Origin of the sequence: Spirosoma sp., assembly GCF_026391055.1 — a bacterium.
Lineage (GTDB): Bacteria > Bacteroidota > Bacteroidia > Cytophagales > Spirosomataceae > Spirosoma.
The window spans coordinates 1,048,682-1,066,135 of sequence record NZ_JAPLET010000022.1; the positions used below are offsets into that span (position 1 = coordinate 1,048,682).

Annotated in this window: 16 protein-coding genes; 9 read left to right on the forward strand and 7 right to left on the reverse strand. The window is 50.5% G+C overall.

Going from position 1 to position 17,454, the window contains the following annotated elements; translation table 11 throughout:
• Both NT073_RS19825 and NT073_RS19830 read left to right on the forward strand, forming a co-directional pair.
• Nucleotides 1–993 (forward strand): glycoside hydrolase family 43 protein, encoded by a 993-nt coding sequence (locus NT073_RS19825; RefSeq protein ID WP_297376865.1) that lies wholly within the window; start codon nucleotides 1–3, stop codon nucleotides 991–993.
• 95 nt (nucleotides 994–1,088) lie between these two features.
• Nucleotides 1,089–1,217, forward strand: coding sequence for a 30S ribosomal protein THX (locus NT073_RS19830; RefSeq protein ID WP_297376867.1), 129 nt, complete (start codon nucleotides 1,089–1,091; stop codon nucleotides 1,215–1,217).
• Between the two features lie 68 nt (nucleotides 1,218–1,285).
• On the opposite strand, the gene NT073_RS19835 is transcribed toward NT073_RS19830, so the two are convergent.
• Entirely contained in the window at nucleotides 1,286–3,925 is a 2,640-nt protein-coding gene (locus NT073_RS19835; RefSeq protein WP_297376869.1) for a hypothetical protein, read from the reverse strand.
• Between the two features lie 178 nt (nucleotides 3,926–4,103).
• Between NT073_RS19835 and NT073_RS19840 the strand changes: the two genes are divergently transcribed.
• Nucleotides 4,104–4,388, forward strand: a complete 285-nt coding sequence (locus tag NT073_RS19840) for a hypothetical protein (protein WP_297376871.1) — start codon at nucleotides 4,104–4,106, stop codon at nucleotides 4,386–4,388.
• 144 nt (nucleotides 4,389–4,532) lie between these two features.
• Here NT073_RS19840 and frr read toward each other — a convergent pair whose 3' ends face one another.
• The 6 genes from frr to dusB form a co-directional block, all read right to left on the reverse strand.
• Nucleotides 4,533–5,093: a ribosome recycling factor gene (gene frr, locus NT073_RS19845; protein ID WP_297376873.1), complete on the reverse strand. Its 561-nt coding sequence runs from the start codon at nucleotides 5,091–5,093 to the stop codon at nucleotides 4,533–4,535.
• A gap of 113 nt (nucleotides 5,094–5,206) precedes the next feature.
• Nucleotides 5,207–5,941: a UMP kinase gene (gene pyrH, locus NT073_RS19850; protein ID WP_297376875.1), complete on the reverse strand. Its 735-nt coding sequence runs from the start codon at nucleotides 5,939–5,941 to the stop codon at nucleotides 5,207–5,209.
• 62 nt (nucleotides 5,942–6,003) lie between these two features.
• Nucleotides 6,004–6,957 carry a sugar phosphate isomerase/epimerase family protein gene (locus NT073_RS19855; RefSeq protein ID WP_297376877.1) on the reverse strand — a complete coding sequence of 318 codons (954 nt, stop codon included), beginning with the start codon at nucleotides 6,955–6,957 and terminating at the stop codon, nucleotides 6,004–6,006.
• Between the two features lie 16 nt (nucleotides 6,958–6,973).
• On the reverse strand, nucleotides 6,974–7,480 hold the full coding sequence (locus NT073_RS19860; RefSeq protein ID WP_297376879.1) for a biotin/lipoyl-containing protein: 507 nt from the start codon (nucleotides 7,478–7,480) through the stop codon (nucleotides 6,974–6,976).
• Nucleotides 7,481–7,557: 77 nt separating this feature from the next.
• Nucleotides 7,558–8,466, reverse strand: coding sequence for a DMT family transporter (locus NT073_RS19865; protein ID WP_297376881.1), 909 nt, complete (start codon nucleotides 8,464–8,466; stop codon nucleotides 7,558–7,560).
• A gap of 41 nt (nucleotides 8,467–8,507) precedes the next feature.
• On the reverse strand, nucleotides 8,508–9,497 hold the full coding sequence (dusB, locus tag NT073_RS19870) for a tRNA dihydrouridine synthase DusB (protein WP_297376883.1): 990 nt from the start codon (nucleotides 9,495–9,497) through the stop codon (nucleotides 8,508–8,510).
• 266 nt (nucleotides 9,498–9,763) lie between these two features.
• Here dusB and NT073_RS19875 point away from each other — a divergent pair, with 266 nt between their 5' ends.
• The 6 genes from NT073_RS19875 (at nucleotide 9,764) to NT073_RS19900 (ending at nucleotide 17,429) form a co-directional block, all read left to right on the forward strand.
• Nucleotides 9,764–10,663 (forward strand): CPBP family intramembrane glutamic endopeptidase, encoded by a 900-nt coding sequence (locus tag NT073_RS19875; RefSeq protein ID WP_297377067.1) that lies wholly within the window; start codon nucleotides 9,764–9,766, stop codon nucleotides 10,661–10,663.
• 49 nt (nucleotides 10,664–10,712) lie between these two features.
• Nucleotides 10,713–10,931, forward strand: a complete 219-nt coding sequence (locus NT073_RS19880; RefSeq protein WP_297377069.1) for a DUF2007 domain-containing protein — start codon at nucleotides 10,713–10,715, stop codon at nucleotides 10,929–10,931.
• The gene (locus NT073_RS19885; protein ID WP_297376885.1) at nucleotides 10,912–11,745 is read left to right on the forward strand and encodes a phosphatidate cytidylyltransferase; all 834 of its coding nucleotides are present in this window, start codon (nucleotides 10,912–10,914) and stop codon (nucleotides 11,743–11,745) included. The genes NT073_RS19880 and NT073_RS19885 overlap by 20 nt, the downstream gene beginning before the upstream one ends.
• A gap of 111 nt (nucleotides 11,746–11,856) precedes the next feature.
• Nucleotides 11,857–12,585: a carboxypeptidase-like regulatory domain-containing protein gene (locus NT073_RS19890; protein ID WP_297376887.1), complete on the forward strand. Its 729-nt coding sequence runs from the start codon at nucleotides 11,857–11,859 to the stop codon at nucleotides 12,583–12,585.
• Nucleotides 12,586–12,666: 81 nt separating this feature from the next.
• A complete protein-coding gene (locus tag NT073_RS19895; RefSeq protein WP_297376889.1) occupies nucleotides 12,667–14,382 on the forward strand; it encodes a tetratricopeptide repeat protein in 1,716 nt (571 codons plus the stop codon).
• A 251-nt stretch (nucleotides 14,383–14,633) separates the two neighbouring features.
• The gene (locus NT073_RS19900) at nucleotides 14,634–17,429 is read left to right on the forward strand and encodes a TonB-dependent receptor (protein ID WP_297376891.1); all 2,796 of its coding nucleotides are present in this window, start codon (nucleotides 14,634–14,636) and stop codon (nucleotides 17,427–17,429) included.
• Nucleotides 17,430–17,454 lie beyond the last annotated feature (25 nt).

Here is a 17,454-nt window from a genome sequence, read left to right on the forward strand (position 1 = left end):
ATGTCCCGCTTCAGTTTCATTCTTCTTCTGCTTACTCAACTCTCCATTTGTTCATTTGCCCAACAACCAGCCTCGGCAAGTAAAAAAAGTGGCAACCCTATTTTCCCCGGCTGGTATGCCGACCCTGAAGGTGTGCTTTTCAAAAAACAATACTGGGTCTATCCAACGTATTCGGCTCCCTACGAAAAACAGGTCTTTTTCGACGCCTTTTCGTCACCCGATCTAGTTACCTGGACAAAACACCCCCGCATTCTTGACTCTACGGCCGTTAAATGGGCAAAACGGGCCATGTGGGCGCCGGCTATCGTTGAAAAAGGTGGTAAGTATTTTCTGTTCTTCGGTGCCAATGACATTCACGACGACAAAAAAGAAGTTGGTGGCATTGGTGTAGCTGTTGCCGACAATCCGGCCGGTCCGTTTCGGGATTATCTGGGCAAACCGTTGGTTGGACAGATTCATAACGGAGCGCAGCCCATCGACCAGTTTGCATTTAAAGACAAAGACGGCCAGTATTACCTGCTCTATGGCGGCTGGGGACACTGCAACATTGCCCGGCTGAAGAACGACTTTACCGGTTTCCTGCCATTTGCCGATGGCACCATATTTCGCGAAATTACTCCCAAAGGATATGTCGAAGGGCCGACGATGTTTGTCAGAAACGGTAAATATTACTTCATGTGGTCGGAAGGGGGATGGACGGGACCTGACTACTCCGTTGCCTACGCCGTAGCCAACTCACCCTTTGGCCCCTTTGAGCGGGTGGGCAAGATTTTGCAGCAGGACCCCAAAGTAGCTACCGGAGCCGGCCACCACTCGGTTATTCAGGTTCCCGGCAAAGATGAGTGGTACATTGTCTATCACCGGCGCCCCTTGACAGAAACGGATGGCAACCACCGCGAAACCTGCATCGACAAAATGTATTTTAATTCCGACGGGACGATAAAACCCGTTAACATAACGGTTGAGGGCGTGGAAGCCCGGTTATTGAAGTAACGTAACCTTGTTTGTGGCCTAATTTCCAGCTCCGGCAAAACAATCGAAGCGGTTTTCGGTAGTGAACTATACACTAAACGAAAACCGCTTCGATTATGGGAAAAGGCGATAAGAAGTCAAAAAGAGGAAAAATTTCGAGGGGTTCGTACGGCAAAACTCGTCCCAGCAAATGGAACGATTCCACCTACAAAAAGCCGGAAGCAGACTCAACTAATTCATTGTAATACTGACCGTCCCGGTTGGGTGAGAATAGTTTTTCTCACCCAACCGGGACGGTTGCTGTTATATGTACCTACCGAGACTTGGCTCCTTTTGGATTTGCTCCTCCCGATTTTGGTTTTGCTGACTCAGCGACGGGTGTTACTTCAATCGGCGTTACAGGCAATACAGGTTCGGGCTCGTTTACAGGCTGTCCACGTCGGCGTCGGCCTTCAGTAAAGATTGTAAAACCGATAAGGCAAATCAGCAGCACATTACAAATCAAGTCGATGGTGTCGCCGGTATGCGCCAACGGAGGGTCGAACCGAAACTCAATAGTATGTTTACCGGCCGGAATCCGCAACGCCCGCAGCACATAGTTGGCCTGAAGATGGGGCACTGCCTTTCCATCGATAAACGCCTGCCAGTCTTCATGTCCCCGGTAGTAAACTTCCGAGAAAACAGCCAGTCCATCGCGGGCAGCGTTCGCCGTGTAGATCAACTTATCCGGCCGGTAGTTCGTCAGCTGGATAGTGCTGCCCGTATGGTCCATTGTGGCGGGTAGGTTACCCAGTTCAGCCGCGAATCGTTTATCAACAACGGCCGAATCCCGCGGATTGAGCGTTTTCATAGCCGCCAGTTCGTCGTCGGCATTAGCCACTTGCTGCACCGTACCCACAAACCAGGCCGCACCGAGTACGTCGGGGTTGGGAATCACCACCGGTCCCGGTTGCTGCTGCGGATTGGCCGGATCAGGCTGCCCCGGCTGGATCACGTACTTCGCATGCAGCATGTTCAGGATATGCAGCGTATTGGATTGAAAGGCATAATTGATCAACTCGTTGTAGCGACGTAGGCGCGTCGTGTTATAGCCCCCTACGGATCGGTGAAAGTAAGACGTCCGGTTCGTTTCCATGAACGAGCCCGTCTGATCGAACACCCGGTACCCCAGCGACTTATCCTGCAAAATCTGCTGATCGGCGGGCGTGGGCTCAAAGGGAACACTAGCTGCAGCTTTCGACACAAAATCAGCATTATTCAGAAAGCGCTTATCGACCGAAAACAGATCGAAGATGACAATTGCCAGCACAATCGGATAAAACAGACCGGCTTTAATCTTATTTGTCAGAAACAGCCACAGGGCTGCGGCTGTCAAAACAATTAAAATAACCGATCGGAACGCATCGGACCGCAACAGGCTCTGCCGGTCGCTGATAAGCGCTGACTGAAACTCACGGCCCGCTTCGCCGAAGATTCTGGACAGCATATCGCTGTCGTTCGGTGCCTGGAAACTAAAGAATGCACCACCAAGAACGGCCAGGACAAGTGCCACACCCGCCGTCAGGCCCAGACTAATAAGCAAAGGCTGCCGGAGTTGGGCCAGGGTCATTTTTTGCGTAATGATCGTTTGCAATCCCAGCGCAGCCCCGGCGGCAAAGAACAGTTGAGCCAGACAGAACGCCATCGTCATGGCCCGAAACTTATTGAGGTAGGGCAAATAGTCGAACAGAAATTCGTTGAAGAACAGTAGGTTTTTACCCCAGGCGAGCATGATCATCAGCACTGCGGCACTCAGCAGCCACCACCGGATTGGCTTTCGAATCACAAATAACCCCAACACAAATAGAAATAACAGAGCCGCCCCGGCATACGCAGGACCACCCACAATGGGCTGATCGCCCCAGTAGGTTGGCGCACCCAGTTCGGCCATTTGTTTAGCTGCCGCCGGGTCGATACCTCGGCTGGCCATGGCTTTATAAAACTCGGAATCGGTGGTCAATCCACCCCCCGCCGACGAGCCGCCCGCAGCGTTTGGCACGAGTAGCGTCAGCGTTTCGGCTTTGCCATAACTATACGTAAACGCGTAATTTTTGTCCAGACCGCCCGTCGATTCGCTGGCGGGTGCTTTTCCGTCCGGGTTAGTCGTTTTAGCCGTCAGTTCCGATTTACCGCGAATGGTCTCTTTTGTATACTGATTCAGGACCAGTACCCGCTTGGCAAAACTCCCGGCCCCCAGCGCACCGGCAACAGCCAGTGTAGCCAGCCCCAGCGCCATTTGCCGCCCTTTTCCGGCGCGGATCAGGGCAATGCTTTCGATGAGCACATACAGGCCCACCGTCATGAACAGGTAATAGGTGATCTGGATGTGGTTGGCGCCAAATTCCATACAGGTAAAGAAGCCCATGAGCGCAGCGCCAAGCCAGTATCGGCCCCGAAGTGCCAGAATTACCCCGGCCAGTACACCGGCTCCGTAACCCAGCGCAAATAGTTTGGAGACGTGCCCGGCTTCGAGACTTACAATACCGAATGTCCCGAATCCATAGGCGACGGCCCCCAGCACCGAAAGCCAGGGATTACAGCCAAGTACGACCAGCAGCACGTACATGCTCAGAAGTACGACGAAAATGACATTGGCCGTATTAGGCAGCGTTTCCACGACACCCATTACAGCTTTATAGACCAGAATATAAGGGTACCGGTAATCGATCATATAGGCGGGCATACCGCTGAAGACAGCGTCTGTCCATTGAGGTTTTTCGCCGGTTTGTTTAGCGATTTCGCGAATCTCGCGGGCTGATGCGACAGATTCCTGCACATCGTGCATGGCGAGCGTTTTGCCGGACATGACCGGCGAGAAGAAAACAACGGCCAGCACAAAAAGTCCAAGCACGGCAATCAGGTGCTGGACCAGGCCGGTTCGCCGGTTCGGTTGTAGTAAGGTTGGTTGGTTCATAAAATCAACTGGTACGTAGCCCAAAGATACGTCTTTGTACCAAAACGGATAACCTACCCGTCCGATTGTTAGACCAGAAAGCCCGCCGACACTTTTTATACCATCGTCAGTATCAGCTACAAACTAAAATTTAGGCCTGATACGCAACCCTTTGACACCACATTTCGTATAGGCTGACATGCGTTATATCGTTGTTTTTGCTCAGCAGGAAATAGGATATGCCGTCGGGTTCGACGACTCGTCCGACGCGTTCGACTTCTTATTTTGGGGGTATGAAGAATATGAATTGCTCCCCTACGGTATTTTCGACATGCTCACGGGCGATATCATGCCCTATGAGCATCGGGGCGAACGCACAGCCGACGTGGAGGAGCCCGTTATCCGTCGCATCGCGATGGATTATGTCAAATCGGCTGTTCGGCAGACGGGTTCAGGGCAAGTTAAAAAGAAGCTTAAACAATAATTTTAGTCGACCTAAATACGTTTCATTGCCCGCTACATATTAACTAAAAATAGTCTGTCTTAGCTATTCAGTGTAAACCAGCAAAAGCCGCTTCCTTTTAGGGTAAGCGGCTTTTGCTGCACTGGTAGTTTACCCGATACAGGGTTACACCACCATGATATCTTTCTCTTTTGCGACAAAGGTTTCTTCGATACGGGCAATGAAAGCGTCGGTTAGTTTCTGAACGCGCTCCTCGCCTACTTTCACAGCATCCTCCGACACGCCGTCTTTTACCAGTTTGCGAATGTCGTCGTTGGTATCCTTACGGATGTTACGGACGTTAACTTTTGCCGTTTCAACTTCCTGCTTTACTTTTTTCACCAGATCGCGCCGACGTTCTTCGGTAAGTGGCGGAATACTCAGGCGAATCTGTTCGCCGTCGTTGTTTGGGTTGAGGCCTAAGTTGGAGTTACGAATCGCCTTTTCGACCTCGCTGATGAGCTTTCTCTCGAACGGCTTGATAACAATGGTTCGGGCATCGGGGGTATTGATGGACGCAACCGTGTGGAGCGGTGACAGCATTCCGTAATATTCTACCTGTATCCCGTCGAGCATACCCGCGTTAGCCTTTCCTGCGCGAATTTTTGTCAGTTCAATGGCCAGGTGCTTGAGCGCCTTTTCCATTGTATCTTTTGCATCGTCGAGAAATAACTCGATTTCTTCCATGTTTTTAAGGTTATAAGTTATTGAGTTATTGGGTCATTGAGTTATAAAGCTATTACGTGCCAATAAGGCCCATTTAACTTACTAACTTACTAACTCTATAACCCTATAACTCTTTATTCAGGTAATTTCATGGTAATGAGTGTACCCTGATTGCCGTCGCCCTGTACCAGTTTGAGCAGACTTCCCTTCGTGTTCATGTTGAAAACGATAATAGGCAGGCTGTTTTCCTGACAGAGCGTAAAGGCTGTTAAGTCCATCACGCTCAGTTTCTTTTCGTAAACGTCTTCGAAGGTGATGGTGGTATACCGGGTAGCCGTTTTGTCTTTCATGGGGTCGGCTGTGTATACACCGTCAACTTTGGTGCCTTTCAGTACCACATCGGCTTCAATCTCGATAGCTCGTAGACTGGCCGTGGTATCGGTGGTGAAATAAGGACTTCCGGTACCGGCCGCGAAGATCACGACACGTCCTTTTTCGAGGTGACGCACCGCCCGCCGACGTACGTAGGGTTCGCAGACCTGCTCCATTTTAATGGCCGACATCACGCGGGTGTACATGCCGTGCTTTTCAAAGGAACTTTGCAGCGCCATAGCATTGATGACAGTTGCCAGCATACCCATGTAGTCGCCCTGAACCCGGTCGATACCCGAACGCTCACCGGATACCCCGCGGAAGATGTTCCCCCCACCAATTACAATGGCTACTTCGACACCTAAGTCAACGACTTGCTTAATTTCCTGGCTGTATTGCTCCAGTATAGCCGGGTCAATATTGTATCCGTTAGGCCCAGCCAGAGCCTCTCCGCTCAACTTGAGCAGGATGCGTTTATACGTTGTTTGCGATGTCATGAAGGGAAAATTTGCGGGCAAAGATAAGAAAAAGGCCGAACGTTCGGCCAGCAAAATTAATCTTAAGCTGATTTCCAGAGTTCATGAAGCCGATTTAAATCCCGTTTCATGGCGTTAAACACCTCTTTTTGGGGGACGGTCAAGCGGGTTGCGCCATGTTCGGCTCCACCCACCGGATACTCAATATGCAGAGAGACAGGCATCTGAATCTCATATTTCTTGAGCAGCGTAAAGTAACGCTTAAAATCAACGATACCTTCGCCCAGCGGTACGTCCTGTACGGTTGCTACCCCACTTTTCGTCGACCAGATAAAATCTTTAATGGCAATCGACTTGATAGACGGCTGTAGTAAGCGAAGGCCGTTGGGCCAGGACTGGCCACCCTCTACGGTGGCATGACGGATGTCATATTGTACGCCCATATACGATGGTACGGCCGTTTTCAGCATTTCCCAGATTTCCCAGACGGAGGCTCCTACCAGCAAACCCGCATGATTCTGGTAGCAGCCAATCAGATTCAGCGACTTGTTCAGTTCACCAAGTGCCCGCAGTTGCTGCTGAAACCCCACAATCGACTCCGGAATGGATTTTTGTTCGCCATACTGATACCACTTCATTCGGTACAGCTTAAATCCGGCTTTCGAAGCTGTTTTGAGCAACCGAACGTCAACGGCATTTGTGGCATCGCCCACCGCCGTTGTCATGAGCTTGGGCGGCAGACCTGCTTTTTTCAGGGCTTCGGCCGCTTTCGGCAAGTCATCATCAACCCGCTCAGGCCGCACATGCCCATCCGGCCGAACGGTTAAATCGACACCAGCGAAGCCCATTTCGGCCGCGGCACTGGCCATATCTGCATAGTTGAGAAACTGCAAATGCTTCGAGAAAATATGCACGTCGGGCAGCGGCAGGTCGGCTTTCTCGGTTTGTGCGGGAAGCGATGCGGTTACCAGCGGGAGCGCACTAGCGGCCAGGGCCGTTTGCTTAACAAAGCGTCGTCGGGTGTAGAGGGTATCCATACTAGCAAAAGCCAGCTTACGCAAATTCTACCAGTACCTGTCCCTTTTCGACTCGGTCACCTTTGTTAACGCGGATGCTTTTTACAGTACCCTCGCCGGGTGCTTTGAGCAGGTTTTCCATCTTCATAGCTTCCAGAATGAGCAGGCTATCTCCTTTTTGAATCACATCACCCGGTTGCACGCTGATGCCAACGATCAGCCCCGGCATGGGGGCTTTCAATTCATTGACCTTGCTGCTGGCTACTGAGCTCATTCCCATTTTTTCGAGCAGCAGATCGAAGCGATCTTTTAGCTGTACATGGTGAATATGGCCGTTTATCTTTAGGCTAACCGTTTTGTCAGCGGAATTGAGATCGATCACTTCGGCCGTAAACGACATATTCTTGTGCAGAATATGAAACGTCCGGTCGTTAAGTTTCACCAGATCCCAGTCAAAGGGCTCGCCAGTAACAACGGGCTGACCGTTCATAAAATCAATGCTAACGGATGGGGTTTCTGTATTGGTCAGGGTTGCCGTATACATATTCAAAAGCTTATTGTGTCGTATTGAAGTGGGGGCAGCGTTTGATCATTGACGCCTGCCATCGGTAAAATCACAAACTACGATTTATTTACTAACCAGATGCCGATTAAGCAGATACCCATCCCTGCAAATTGCACCAGATAGATTTTTTCGCCATCCAGCACACCCCACATGAGTGCCACAATGGGGATTAGGTACGTGACCGAGGCCGCAAATAAAGGCGAGGCCAGTTGCATGACTCGGTTGAAGAAGATTGACATCAGCCCTGAGCCAAACACGCCCAGCGTTACTAGCGCCCATAACGACCAGTTGCTGTGGCCCTCTACAACCCGACTAAAAAAATCGGTAGGGATCAGCGTGAGCAAGGCGATGGGTCCGGCAAAGGCAAAGAGCCAGGCCGTTGACACCAGAGCAGGCAAATGACTCAGATACCGGCCAATCAGGTTGGTATTCAATCCATAACAGATGGTAGCCAGGACAACCAGGAGCGCGTAGCCGTTAATCTGAAAGGTGCCGGTGGCACTGAAAAACACCAATAGCAGTGAACCCGCCAGCCCGAGTAAAATCCCGGCAACCTGTTTCAATTTCAGCGCCTGACCGAAGAATACAGCCCCCAGAATGAGCGTAAACAACGGGCTCAGTGAGTTGAGCGCACCAGCTAATGAACTGTTAAGGTGAGCCCCTGCTTCGGCAAAGAGGAATGCCGGAATCACAAACCCGATGATAGCCGATGCCAGCAACGCCACCCAGCGATGCCGGACCATAGTCCGAATATCCGGCTGCTGGCTTTGCCTGGCCAGAAAAGGGGAGAAAAATAAGAGCGCAAACACCAATCGACCAGCGGCTACCTGTTCGGGTGGGAAAGCCCCCAGACTTCGCTTGATGAGAATAAATGAACTCCCCCAAACCAGGGCCAGCGCACACAACAACACCCACGCCAGCAGAGGCCGATTTTGGGGAACAACAACAGGTTCTTCAGTAGTCATCAGCCATAAAAACAGAGTCGCGGATGTGTTCCGCGACCCTCTTAAACAAGTTCTGTAATGTAATTCTCCCGAATTTCGTCGAGAATATCACTCACGCCACTGTACGAATCGGTGGTAACCAGACGCATCCGGTAGGGTTTGAAATCAGGCAAGCCTTTGAAATAATTGGCGTAATGACGTCGCATCTCGAACAGACCCAGAATTTCACCTTTCCATCGGATCGAGAAATCCAGATGCTGGCGGCATACGGCAACCCGGTCGGCTACAGTTGGCGGGGGCAGGTGCTGACCCGTTTGGACGAAATGCTTGATCTCGTTGAAAACCCAAGGGTGTCCAATGCTGGCCCGGCCAATCATTACCCCATCCACGCCAAACCGGTTTTTGTACTCCACCGCTTTCTCGGGCGAGTCGATGTCGCCGTTTCCAAAGATTGGAATCTGGATGCGGGGGTTTTCTTTAATGCGCCCAATGAGCGTCCAGTCGGCTTCGCCTTTGTACATCTGCACCCGCGTGCGGCCGTGCACGGTGAGTGCTTTGATGCCAATATCCTGCAATCGTTCGGCCACTTCGCCCACGTTTTTGGTAGACTCGTCCCATCCCAGCCTGGTTTTTACTGTTACAGGCAAGTGGGTTGCTTTGACAACGGCATCGGTCATGCGCACCATCTTGGGAATATCCTGCAACAAAGCCGCTCCAGCACCCCGGCATGCCACATTTTTAACGGGGCAACCGTAGTTAATATCGATCAAATCCGGATTGGCGCGGGAGGCAATCCGGGCACATTCGCCCATCGTTTCCACATCGGAGCCGAAGAGCTGTATGCCAATTGGCCGTTCGTACTCGAAGATATCCAGTTTCTGCACACTCTTGGCGGCATCTCGAATGAGGCCTTCCGACGAGATGAATTCTGTGTACATCAAATCGGCGCCGTTTGCTTTACAAACCGCCCTAAAGGGTGGGTCGCTCACATCCTCCATAGGAGCCAGTAATAACGGGAAATCCGGTAGTTGTATATTGCCAACGTTGATCATTGTCTGTTTATGAGAGATGTCAGGTATTGAACCTGACCTGATTTCTAAAATTGATACCCAAAAATCTGTTCAATCCTAAAACCTGGCCCCGTCCTGATAGTGAATTTGGAGCAGGACACAAGCTAAGTTTTAGCACAATGCAAAGGCCAAATAGGTTCCCTAGCAAGATTTTTGCGAACTAGTCTGTAAATTTACAGGAAATTATGCAACCAAGTTATACGCCCCAAGGCGCTACATCACGACCACCCACACTCGGCGGCTTGTCTATGCTCGTCGGATTTGTGCTCATCGGGGGTGTTGTCAGCACACTAATCCTGTTTGTTCTCCTGGCGGTTGGCAAAGGCATGGGTCTTGCTGAAGCCCAGACATACCTGGCAGCATTGGCCACCCAACCAGCGAAATCGCCCGGTAGCTGGTACGAGTTAATGACACTGCAGGCCGTTAACCACCTCGGTACGTTTCTTTTGCCCAGCCTCGCCTACTGGTATTTGATCGAACGTCGCACCTGGTCGCAATTCAATCACCGGTCTTTATGGCATGTAGCGGGCATAGGGTTTGTCGCCGTTATCGTAATTGCCTTCATGCCGTTCGATGGGCTGATCATCGACTGGAACCAGAATCTGCATTTACCGGAGACACTCGCGCCGGTTGAGCAGTGGATTCGGGATAAGGAGAAGGGGCTGGAAGATATTACCAAATACCTCACGACCTTTCGCACGCCGGGGCAACTGCTGATGGCTTTTCTAGTGATTGCCATTATTCCAGCCATTGGCGAGGAAACTTTATTCCGCGGTATTCTGCAACGCAACCTAAGCTACTGGACGGGCAATGTTCACGTCGGCATTTGGCTGGCAGCTGCCTTGTTTAGTGCAATTCACGTACAATTTCTCGGTTTTTTTCCACGGATGCTCCTCGGAGCATTGTTTGGTTACCTTTATTTGTGGTCGGGTAATCTGTGGATTCCCATTCTGGCTCATTTTGTCAATAATGGCTTCACTGTGTTGATGGTTTATCTGCATCAGCAGAAAGTGACATCCATGAACATTGAAGATACGGAAACAGTACCTTTAGCTGGTGCATTGATTTCGGGAGCCTTTACGCTGGTATTACTTTATTATTTCAAAAAAAGTAATGACCAGCAGGAGGCAATTAGCTCGGAGCGCTGACCACATCAACCAATGAGCACTTCTACCGACAACCTAACCTCACATGAATATGACCGAAAAGTGGGAAATAATTTATTCAACACCGCTGCCTCACCGGGCCGAACTGGTAAAAGCGCTGTTGCTCGAACATGAAATCGCAGCCGTAGTTATCAACAAACAAAGCAGTAGCTACCCTACCTATGGCTGGGGCAAAAGCGAAGTGCATGTCCTAACCCAAGACGCTATTTTAGCCAAAGTAATCCTGGAGAATGAAGCAACGTTTAGCTAAACTTACGAACCTTCAACAACGGGTCATTGCGGCCGTAGCGGGAGTTCCCTTTATTTTATTCATGATCTGGTATGACGACTGGACGTTTGCCCTCCTCTTTTGTCTGGTGAGTGCGCTAACCCAGCGTGAATTTTACCGACTGCTCGGCCTCGACGGCTTCGAACCGCTAACGGCCTATGGTACGGTGGTGGGCACCATGATCTGCGTATTGGCTTATTTTATCGAAACGGACCGGATGGGCACGGGAAACTACTTTCTGATTTGCCCTGCTTCTTCGATGATCTTCCTCATTAAGCTGTACAAGAAGAAGGATATGAAGCCCTTTACCAATATTGGCTTTACGTTTCTGGGGATTATCTACGTAGCCATGCCGTTTGCCCTGCTCATCATTCTGGCGCTTCAGGGGGGCAAGTTTCACCCCATGATCATTACCGGCTGTTTACTGCTTCTGTGGGCAAGCGACATCGGTGCTTATTTTGCCGGGACCAAATTTGGCCGACGTAAACTGTTTGAGCGGGTATCGCCCAAGAAATCCTGGGAAGGCAGTATTGGCGGAGCAGCCGCTGCCGCACTGGTTGCCCTGGGCCTTACCTTTTGGGCACCCGAATTACGGCCCTGGCAATGGTACTGCGTAGGCGGCATTATCGTCGTAACCGGTACCTATGGCGACCTGGTAGAGTCATTATTTAAACGGAGTATCGCCATCAAGGATTCTGGCAGCAGTATTCCCGGACACGGCGGATTTCTGGATCGGTTCGATGGGTTGTTGCTGGCCGCCCCCTTTATTATCACGTTTCTGAAGCTGTTCGCCTGACATACTTGGAATTAAATTAAGACCTGAAAGCCTAAATCTTCTTAAAATTCGGGTAACAGAAACCATAACCTGCCTTTTCCTCGTTTACTTTGTAGTATGGTTCATTTGTCTATGAAGAAGTCATTGACGTTTTTGGTCTGTCTTCTGGTGCTTTCGGCGCTGGCGGGACTCTTTTCCACCGCGCAGGCGCAGGGGCAGGAACGGCAAATCACGTTCACCGGCTTCATTACCGGCGGCAAATCAAATGATGCCCTTCCGGGTGCGTATATTTATATACCCAAAGCAGGAAAAGGCGTCCTGTCCGCTCCCAATGGCTATTTTGCCCTGCCGGTATTTCCGGGCGATAGCATCATTTTCAGCTATGTCGGCTTCAGAACCCAGTACCATATTATTCCCCGTCGCCTAACTGAGCTTACGTATTCGGCGGTCGTAGCGTTGCAGGAAGATGTAAAAACGCTGGCCGAAGTGAAGGTTTACCCCTATGCAACGGAAGAATTGTTTAAGGAAGCCTTCGTTAACCTAAAGCTCCCCGACGAAAAAGAGCGCGAGAACTTAGCCCGCAATACCAGTCCTGAAGCCATTATGCGGCAAGCGGCCACCATGCCCATGGGTGCCCTGGCCAACCACCAGAACTTCGTGAATCAGCAGTTTTTTGGGCGGGAATCGCTAATTGGCCGTAGTGCAACGCCAACCTTCGCCTTTACAAACCCCTTTGCCTGGGCCAACTTTATTCGCTCCGTCAAGCGGGGTGATTTAAAGACCAAGGAATGGCGGAGTGAGCTGAACAAAGCCCCGCGCGAGAACATGACGCGGAAAGATATTCTCCAGGAGAACAACTGAGTACCTTATTTAGTAATAATTCCTTCACATTCCGAAAAGTCTGCGCCCTGTATCTTTATGGATTAAACTAATCCATATGGGATGCGCTACTTCTTTGCATTCAGCTCGCCCGCTCTCCTGCGCGTAAAACCGAACGTTTGCCTAAAGCCTGTTTATCTGGTTACGCTGTTTCTGTTGACTTCACTGGCCAGTGCCCAGTCAATCAGCAGGGAGACGGTGCAACTGACACAACAAAATCCTGACTCCACCTACCGGTTTCTGAAAAGCCAGTTAGATCGGACCATTAGCGAACAGAACACTCTCGCATCCGGTGACTATCTACAACGAATAGGCATACTGCTGTATCATCAGGGCAGCTACGCGCAGGCCATAGATCACCTGCTCCAGGCTCAGAAAATATTCCGTGCTGCCGAAGATGGCTACCGACTGGCCCGAAACCGCAACGAACTCGGCACCGTTTATTACTACAATGAACAGGTCGACCAGGCCCTAACGCAATTCAACGAGGCACTTGACTTCTACCAGCAGGAACGGAATCCCGCCGGGCTGGCCCAGACCTACGCTAACATTGGCCATATCTACGAAAAAAAGAAGGCGACCAAACAGGCTTTTTTTTACCAAAGATTAGCACTACAGTACGGCCGGATTATCAACGACTCGGGAAGCCTGACTAAGATATACGAGAATCTGGGGAGTATTTTTGAAGACGAAGCCCGCTATGATTCTGCTTATTTTTACTACCGGAAAGCCCTGACCCTCTCCCGAAAAAACGGCGACGAACTAGGTCAGATCGAAATTATCAATAATCTAGGCGACATTTTCCGGAAAACAGGCCGTTATCAGCAGGGTATGGAACTCTCCCGACAAGCCTTACAACAGGCCCGGCAGCACGGGGAACGCTACCAGTTAAGTGCCGCCCTTCGCGATATGGCCAAGACGTTTAAGCTCCTCAACCAACCCGATAGCGCCTATAAATACATTGAGCAAAGTCGGGATTTGACCGATGAAATCTATGCTGCCGCCAATAACCGGCAAATCACTCTGCTTCAAACCTTGTATGACGTGGAGCGGAAAGACAGCGAAATCACTCAACTCAATGCCCAAAAACGGATTGACCTCATCATCCTGTCGGCCAGTGGTGTGGTGCTGTTGTTGATCGGGGTTCTGGGCGTGGTGGTGATCAGTCGGCAGCGTCTCAAAATACGAAACGAGCGGGCTACCAATCAACAAAATCAGCAGATTTACCAAACGCAACATGAACTGATGCAGGTGGCCTTGAAAAACAAACAGTTGCAGGAAGAAAATCTGAAAGGACAGCTTGAGTTGAAAAGTAAAGAGCTAACCACCCACACACTACAAATCATTCAAAAAAATCAGGTACTGGAAGAAATAAAGAATGACCTGGCTACTATTCTGAAAGATGAAAAACGGGATCAGAAAAAGCAACTGCGGGCATTGGTCGATAAGATAAGTCTAAGCTTTAACCAGGATAAATACTGGGCTGATTTCCGAACCATTTTCGATCAGGTGCACCCGGCCTTTTTTCAGCAGTTGACCCAGCGTTTTCCGGAGTTGACCGCTACCGACATGCGGCTGGTTGCCTTACTGAAAATGAACATCAGTTCCGCGGATATAGCCACTTTACTCGGTATCTCGACCGATAGCCTCCGGGTGACGCGCTATCGGTTACGTAAAAAAGTCGGGCTTTCAGAAGGCGAACCCCTATCCACCTTCATTCACAGCTTTCCAGTACAAAGCCAGCTTTCACCCGGAAACAAGCTAATTCCAGTGTCTTAACAACTGGGTAACAGCTTGATAACAATAAGATAATGGCTATTTATACCCATAAAAATACGTTGATTACCAGACATTTATCTTAATTCACTTCATACTGTTGCCTGTCTGTTAACGCGTTTACACCCGTTGTTGCCTCTTTGTTAACGGGTCAAATTTGTCCGGCGCCCTGACTTTCCCACACCTTTGCAGCATCAATTCCAAAAGCGATTGAGCAACCCCAAAAACGTGGAATTGCCATTTTGCCAAACCGGATGAACCGACTTCTTCTACTCCTCACATGCCTTCTCGTTGTCGTTAACGCCCTTGCCGGAACAATCCGTGGACGGGTCGTTGATGCAACCACTGGCCAAACCGTTATTGGTGCCACGGTACAAATTGACAACACAAACTTCGCTTCGGTTTCGGGGCTCGACGGCTCGTTTATAATCAAAAATATTCCCGTCGGGTCGTATCGAATCCGCATCAGCTACGTTTCGTATCAAACCTTATTTCGTGACTTTGTTCTGAATCGTGATGGCGAGACAATAACGCTTGACTTACCCCTCGAAACGGAAACCAGCCGGGAAATCACCGAAGTGACTGTAAAAGCAAAACGGGATGGATCAGGTGACCAGACTGCCCGCGACCTCGAACGGAACGCACTACAAGTTACCAACATCGTTTCGGGGCGGACCATCGAACTATCTCCTGACTTGACGGTCGCCAATGTCATTCAACGCGTATCCGGCATTTCTATTGAGCGGAACAGCAATGGCGATGGGCAGTATGCTATTCTGCGGGGTATGGACAAACGCTACAATTACACGCTCGTTAACGGGGTGAAAATTCCCAGCCCCGACAATCGGTACCGATACGTACCGCTCGATATTTTCCCATCGGAACTCCTCGACCGGCTGGAAGTGTACAAAGCGCTGACCCCGAGTATGGAGGGCGATGCCATTGGCGGGGCCATCAACATGGTCATGAAAGACGCGCCGGATCACCCTACGGTTCTGGCCAATCTGGCTACGTGTTATAGCGAACTGTTTATGAACCGCCCGTTTGTTCATTTCGATGCAAAACAGATCAACAGCCAGTCGCCCTACGAGCAGTTTGGTAATCAGTACAGCACCCGCTTCGCTGACTTCAACAAAGCATCTTCAACCTATACTAGTCAAAGCCCACCACCCAACCTTATTGGCAGCTTCGCCATTGGCAACCGTTTCTTCGACCAACGTTTCGGTATTATGTTGGCAGGTAGCCTCCAAAACACGTACCGGGGCAGCAACAGCCTGTTTTTCAATGGCGACGTGGTCGATACCCTGCGCGGCATTACACTCAACAAGCAAAGTGAGCGGCAGTATTCGGAGTTGCAAACGCGGTATGGCCTGCACGCTAAAATGGACTTCCGCATCAATCGAGACGGCGGACCAGAAAACAACAAAATTCAGTGGTTCAACGCCCTAATCAGCCTGACCAACCAGCAGATACGGGAAACGAAATCGACGGAACTGGGCATTGGTGGTTTCGACCCGGTACTCGGTAACGCAACCCTCGGCTTCGAAACCCGCTCCCGACTTACGAAACAGAAAATTTATACGAGTACCCTTCAGGGTACGCATCAACTAACGCCCATTTTTGGTGTAACCTGGTCGGCGGTTTATTCGCTGGCCACCAACGAAGTGCCCGATCAAACGAATATCTCCCTGCTGGGTATCCGCACCAATTTCGTTGAAACCCGAACAACCGTTCAGGACGGGGCTCGCCGGTGGGAGCATAACTCGGATACTGATCTGGCCGGATACCTGAACCTCAACCTGAAAACAACCTTGGCCGGTATTGACGTTGAGTGGATGGCAGGGGGACTTTTTCGGGATAAGCAGCGCACTAATTTTTACAATAACTACACCATTCGGCCAGCGAATCCCTTTGCCAAATACGGCGTCGACTTCACTAGCTATAACCAGATCGTTTATTCCGTCCAGAATCCGTTAGGTTCAGTAGCTTCGGCGCTCAACTACGATGCCACCGAGCAGACCACCTCGGGTTATCTGCAATTTCGCACAACCGACCGGCCGCTCGAAGTAACCGGCGGGGTGCGCATCGAGCATACCAATCAGGGTTACGCCATGAAATTCCCGATTGGCGAAGACCAGCCCACCGGCAGCCAGATTTATACCGATGTGTTGCCGAGTCTGCACGTGCGGTATCGTCCCAACGTGCGCACAAACTGGCGTCTCTCCTACTTCCGGTCGTTGAACCGCCCCGGCTTCTTTGAAATCGTACCGTATCGGATCGTTAACGAAGAATACCAGGAACGCGGCAATCCGAACCTGAAACGAGCCCTTGCCAACAACATCGACCTGCGATACGAGTTTTTTCCCCGACCGCTGGAACAGTTCATGGTTGGCGTTTTTTACAAAGGCATTCAGGACCCTATCGAATACACCCTTCAAAAAGACGCCATTCGCGGCCAGGACTTGTATTATGGGCCGGGCAACTTCGGCAACGCAACCAACGTTGGCCTCGAACTGGATGCCATAAAGTACTTTCGGCAGTGGGGAATCAAGGCGAACTACACATATACAAATTCGAGCATCACAACGCCCAAATCGAAGCGAATCCGAAACGCACAGGGCGACCTGCAAACTATCACCGTCAATCAAACCCGCTCGCTATACGGCCAGTCGGCGCACGTAGCCAATCTTTCATTACTCTATAAAAACAGCGAACATGGGTGGGACGGCCAATTGGCGGCCAGTTACACCGGTCGTCGCATCAACACAGTATCGCAGTTTGTAAATAACGACCTGTACCAGAAGGGCTTCGTTCAAATGGATGCCTCGCTCGAAAAACGGTTTGGCAGAGCCAGCGCAGGCAATTCTTCATCGGGTTTTCTGCTGTTCATCAAAGCTAACAACCTGCTCAATACACCTACGGAGATTTTCATCAACAATCAAAGCAGCCGGAATTCTGATGTACCGAATCAGGATGTGTCGGGCAAAACCCTCATCCGGCGCGATTTTTATCAGCGCTCGTATGTGCTGGGCGTACGCTATAAGCTTTAATAAGTCATTACTAACCAATAAATTA

What these genes read in the sequence shown, in the direction of transcription:
- NT073_RS19890 (WP_297376887.1), top strand. Translation starts at nt 11,857, where the DNA reads ATGAAGAAGTCATTGACGTTTTTGGTCTGTCTTCTGGTGCTTTCGGCG.
- NT073_RS19835 (WP_297376869.1), bottom strand. Translation starts at nt 3,925, where the DNA reads ATGAACCAACCAACCTTACTACAACCGAACCGGCGAACCGGCCTGGTC.
- NT073_RS19880 (WP_297377069.1), top strand. Translation starts at nt 10,713, where the DNA reads ATGACCGAAAAGTGGGAAATAATTTATTCAACACCGCTGCCTCACCGG.
- NT073_RS19875 (WP_297377067.1), top strand. Translation starts at nt 9,764, where the DNA reads ATGCTCGTCGGATTTGTGCTCATCGGGGGTGTTGTCAGCACACTAATC.
- NT073_RS19840 (WP_297376871.1), top strand. Translation starts at nt 4,104, where the DNA reads ATGCGTTATATCGTTGTTTTTGCTCAGCAGGAAATAGGATATGCCGTC.
- NT073_RS19825 (WP_297376865.1), top strand. Translation starts at nt 1, where the DNA reads ATGTCCCGCTTCAGTTTCATTCTTCTTCTGCTTACTCAACTCTCCATT.
- NT073_RS19865 (WP_297376881.1), bottom strand. Translation starts at nt 8,466, where the DNA reads ATGACTACTGAAGAACCTGTTGTTGTTCCCCAAAATCGGCCTCTGCTG.
- NT073_RS19895 (WP_297376889.1), top strand. Translation starts at nt 12,667, where the DNA reads ATGCGCTACTTCTTTGCATTCAGCTCGCCCGCTCTCCTGCGCGTAAAA.
- pyrH (WP_297376875.1), bottom strand. Translation starts at nt 5,941, where the DNA reads ATGACATCGCAAACAACGTATAAACGCATCCTGCTCAAGTTGAGCGGA.
- NT073_RS19885 (WP_297376885.1), top strand. Translation starts at nt 10,912, where the DNA reads ATGAAGCAACGTTTAGCTAAACTTACGAACCTTCAACAACGGGTCATT.
- NT073_RS19830 (WP_297376867.1), top strand. Translation starts at nt 1,089, where the DNA reads ATGGGAAAAGGCGATAAGAAGTCAAAAAGAGGAAAAATTTCGAGGGGT.
- NT073_RS19900 (WP_297376891.1), top strand. Translation starts at nt 14,634, where the DNA reads ATGAACCGACTTCTTCTACTCCTCACATGCCTTCTCGTTGTCGTTAAC.
- NT073_RS19860 (WP_297376879.1), bottom strand. Translation starts at nt 7,480, where the DNA reads ATGTATACGGCAACCCTGACCAATACAGAAACCCCATCCGTTAGCATT.
- dusB (WP_297376883.1), bottom strand. Translation starts at nt 9,497, where the DNA reads ATGATCAACGTTGGCAATATACAACTACCGGATTTCCCGTTATTACTG.
- frr (WP_297376873.1), bottom strand. Translation starts at nt 5,093, where the DNA reads ATGGAAGAAATCGAGTTATTTCTCGACGATGCAAAAGATACAATGGAA.
- NT073_RS19855 (WP_297376877.1), bottom strand. Translation starts at nt 6,957, where the DNA reads ATGGATACCCTCTACACCCGACGACGCTTTGTTAAGCAAACGGCCCTG.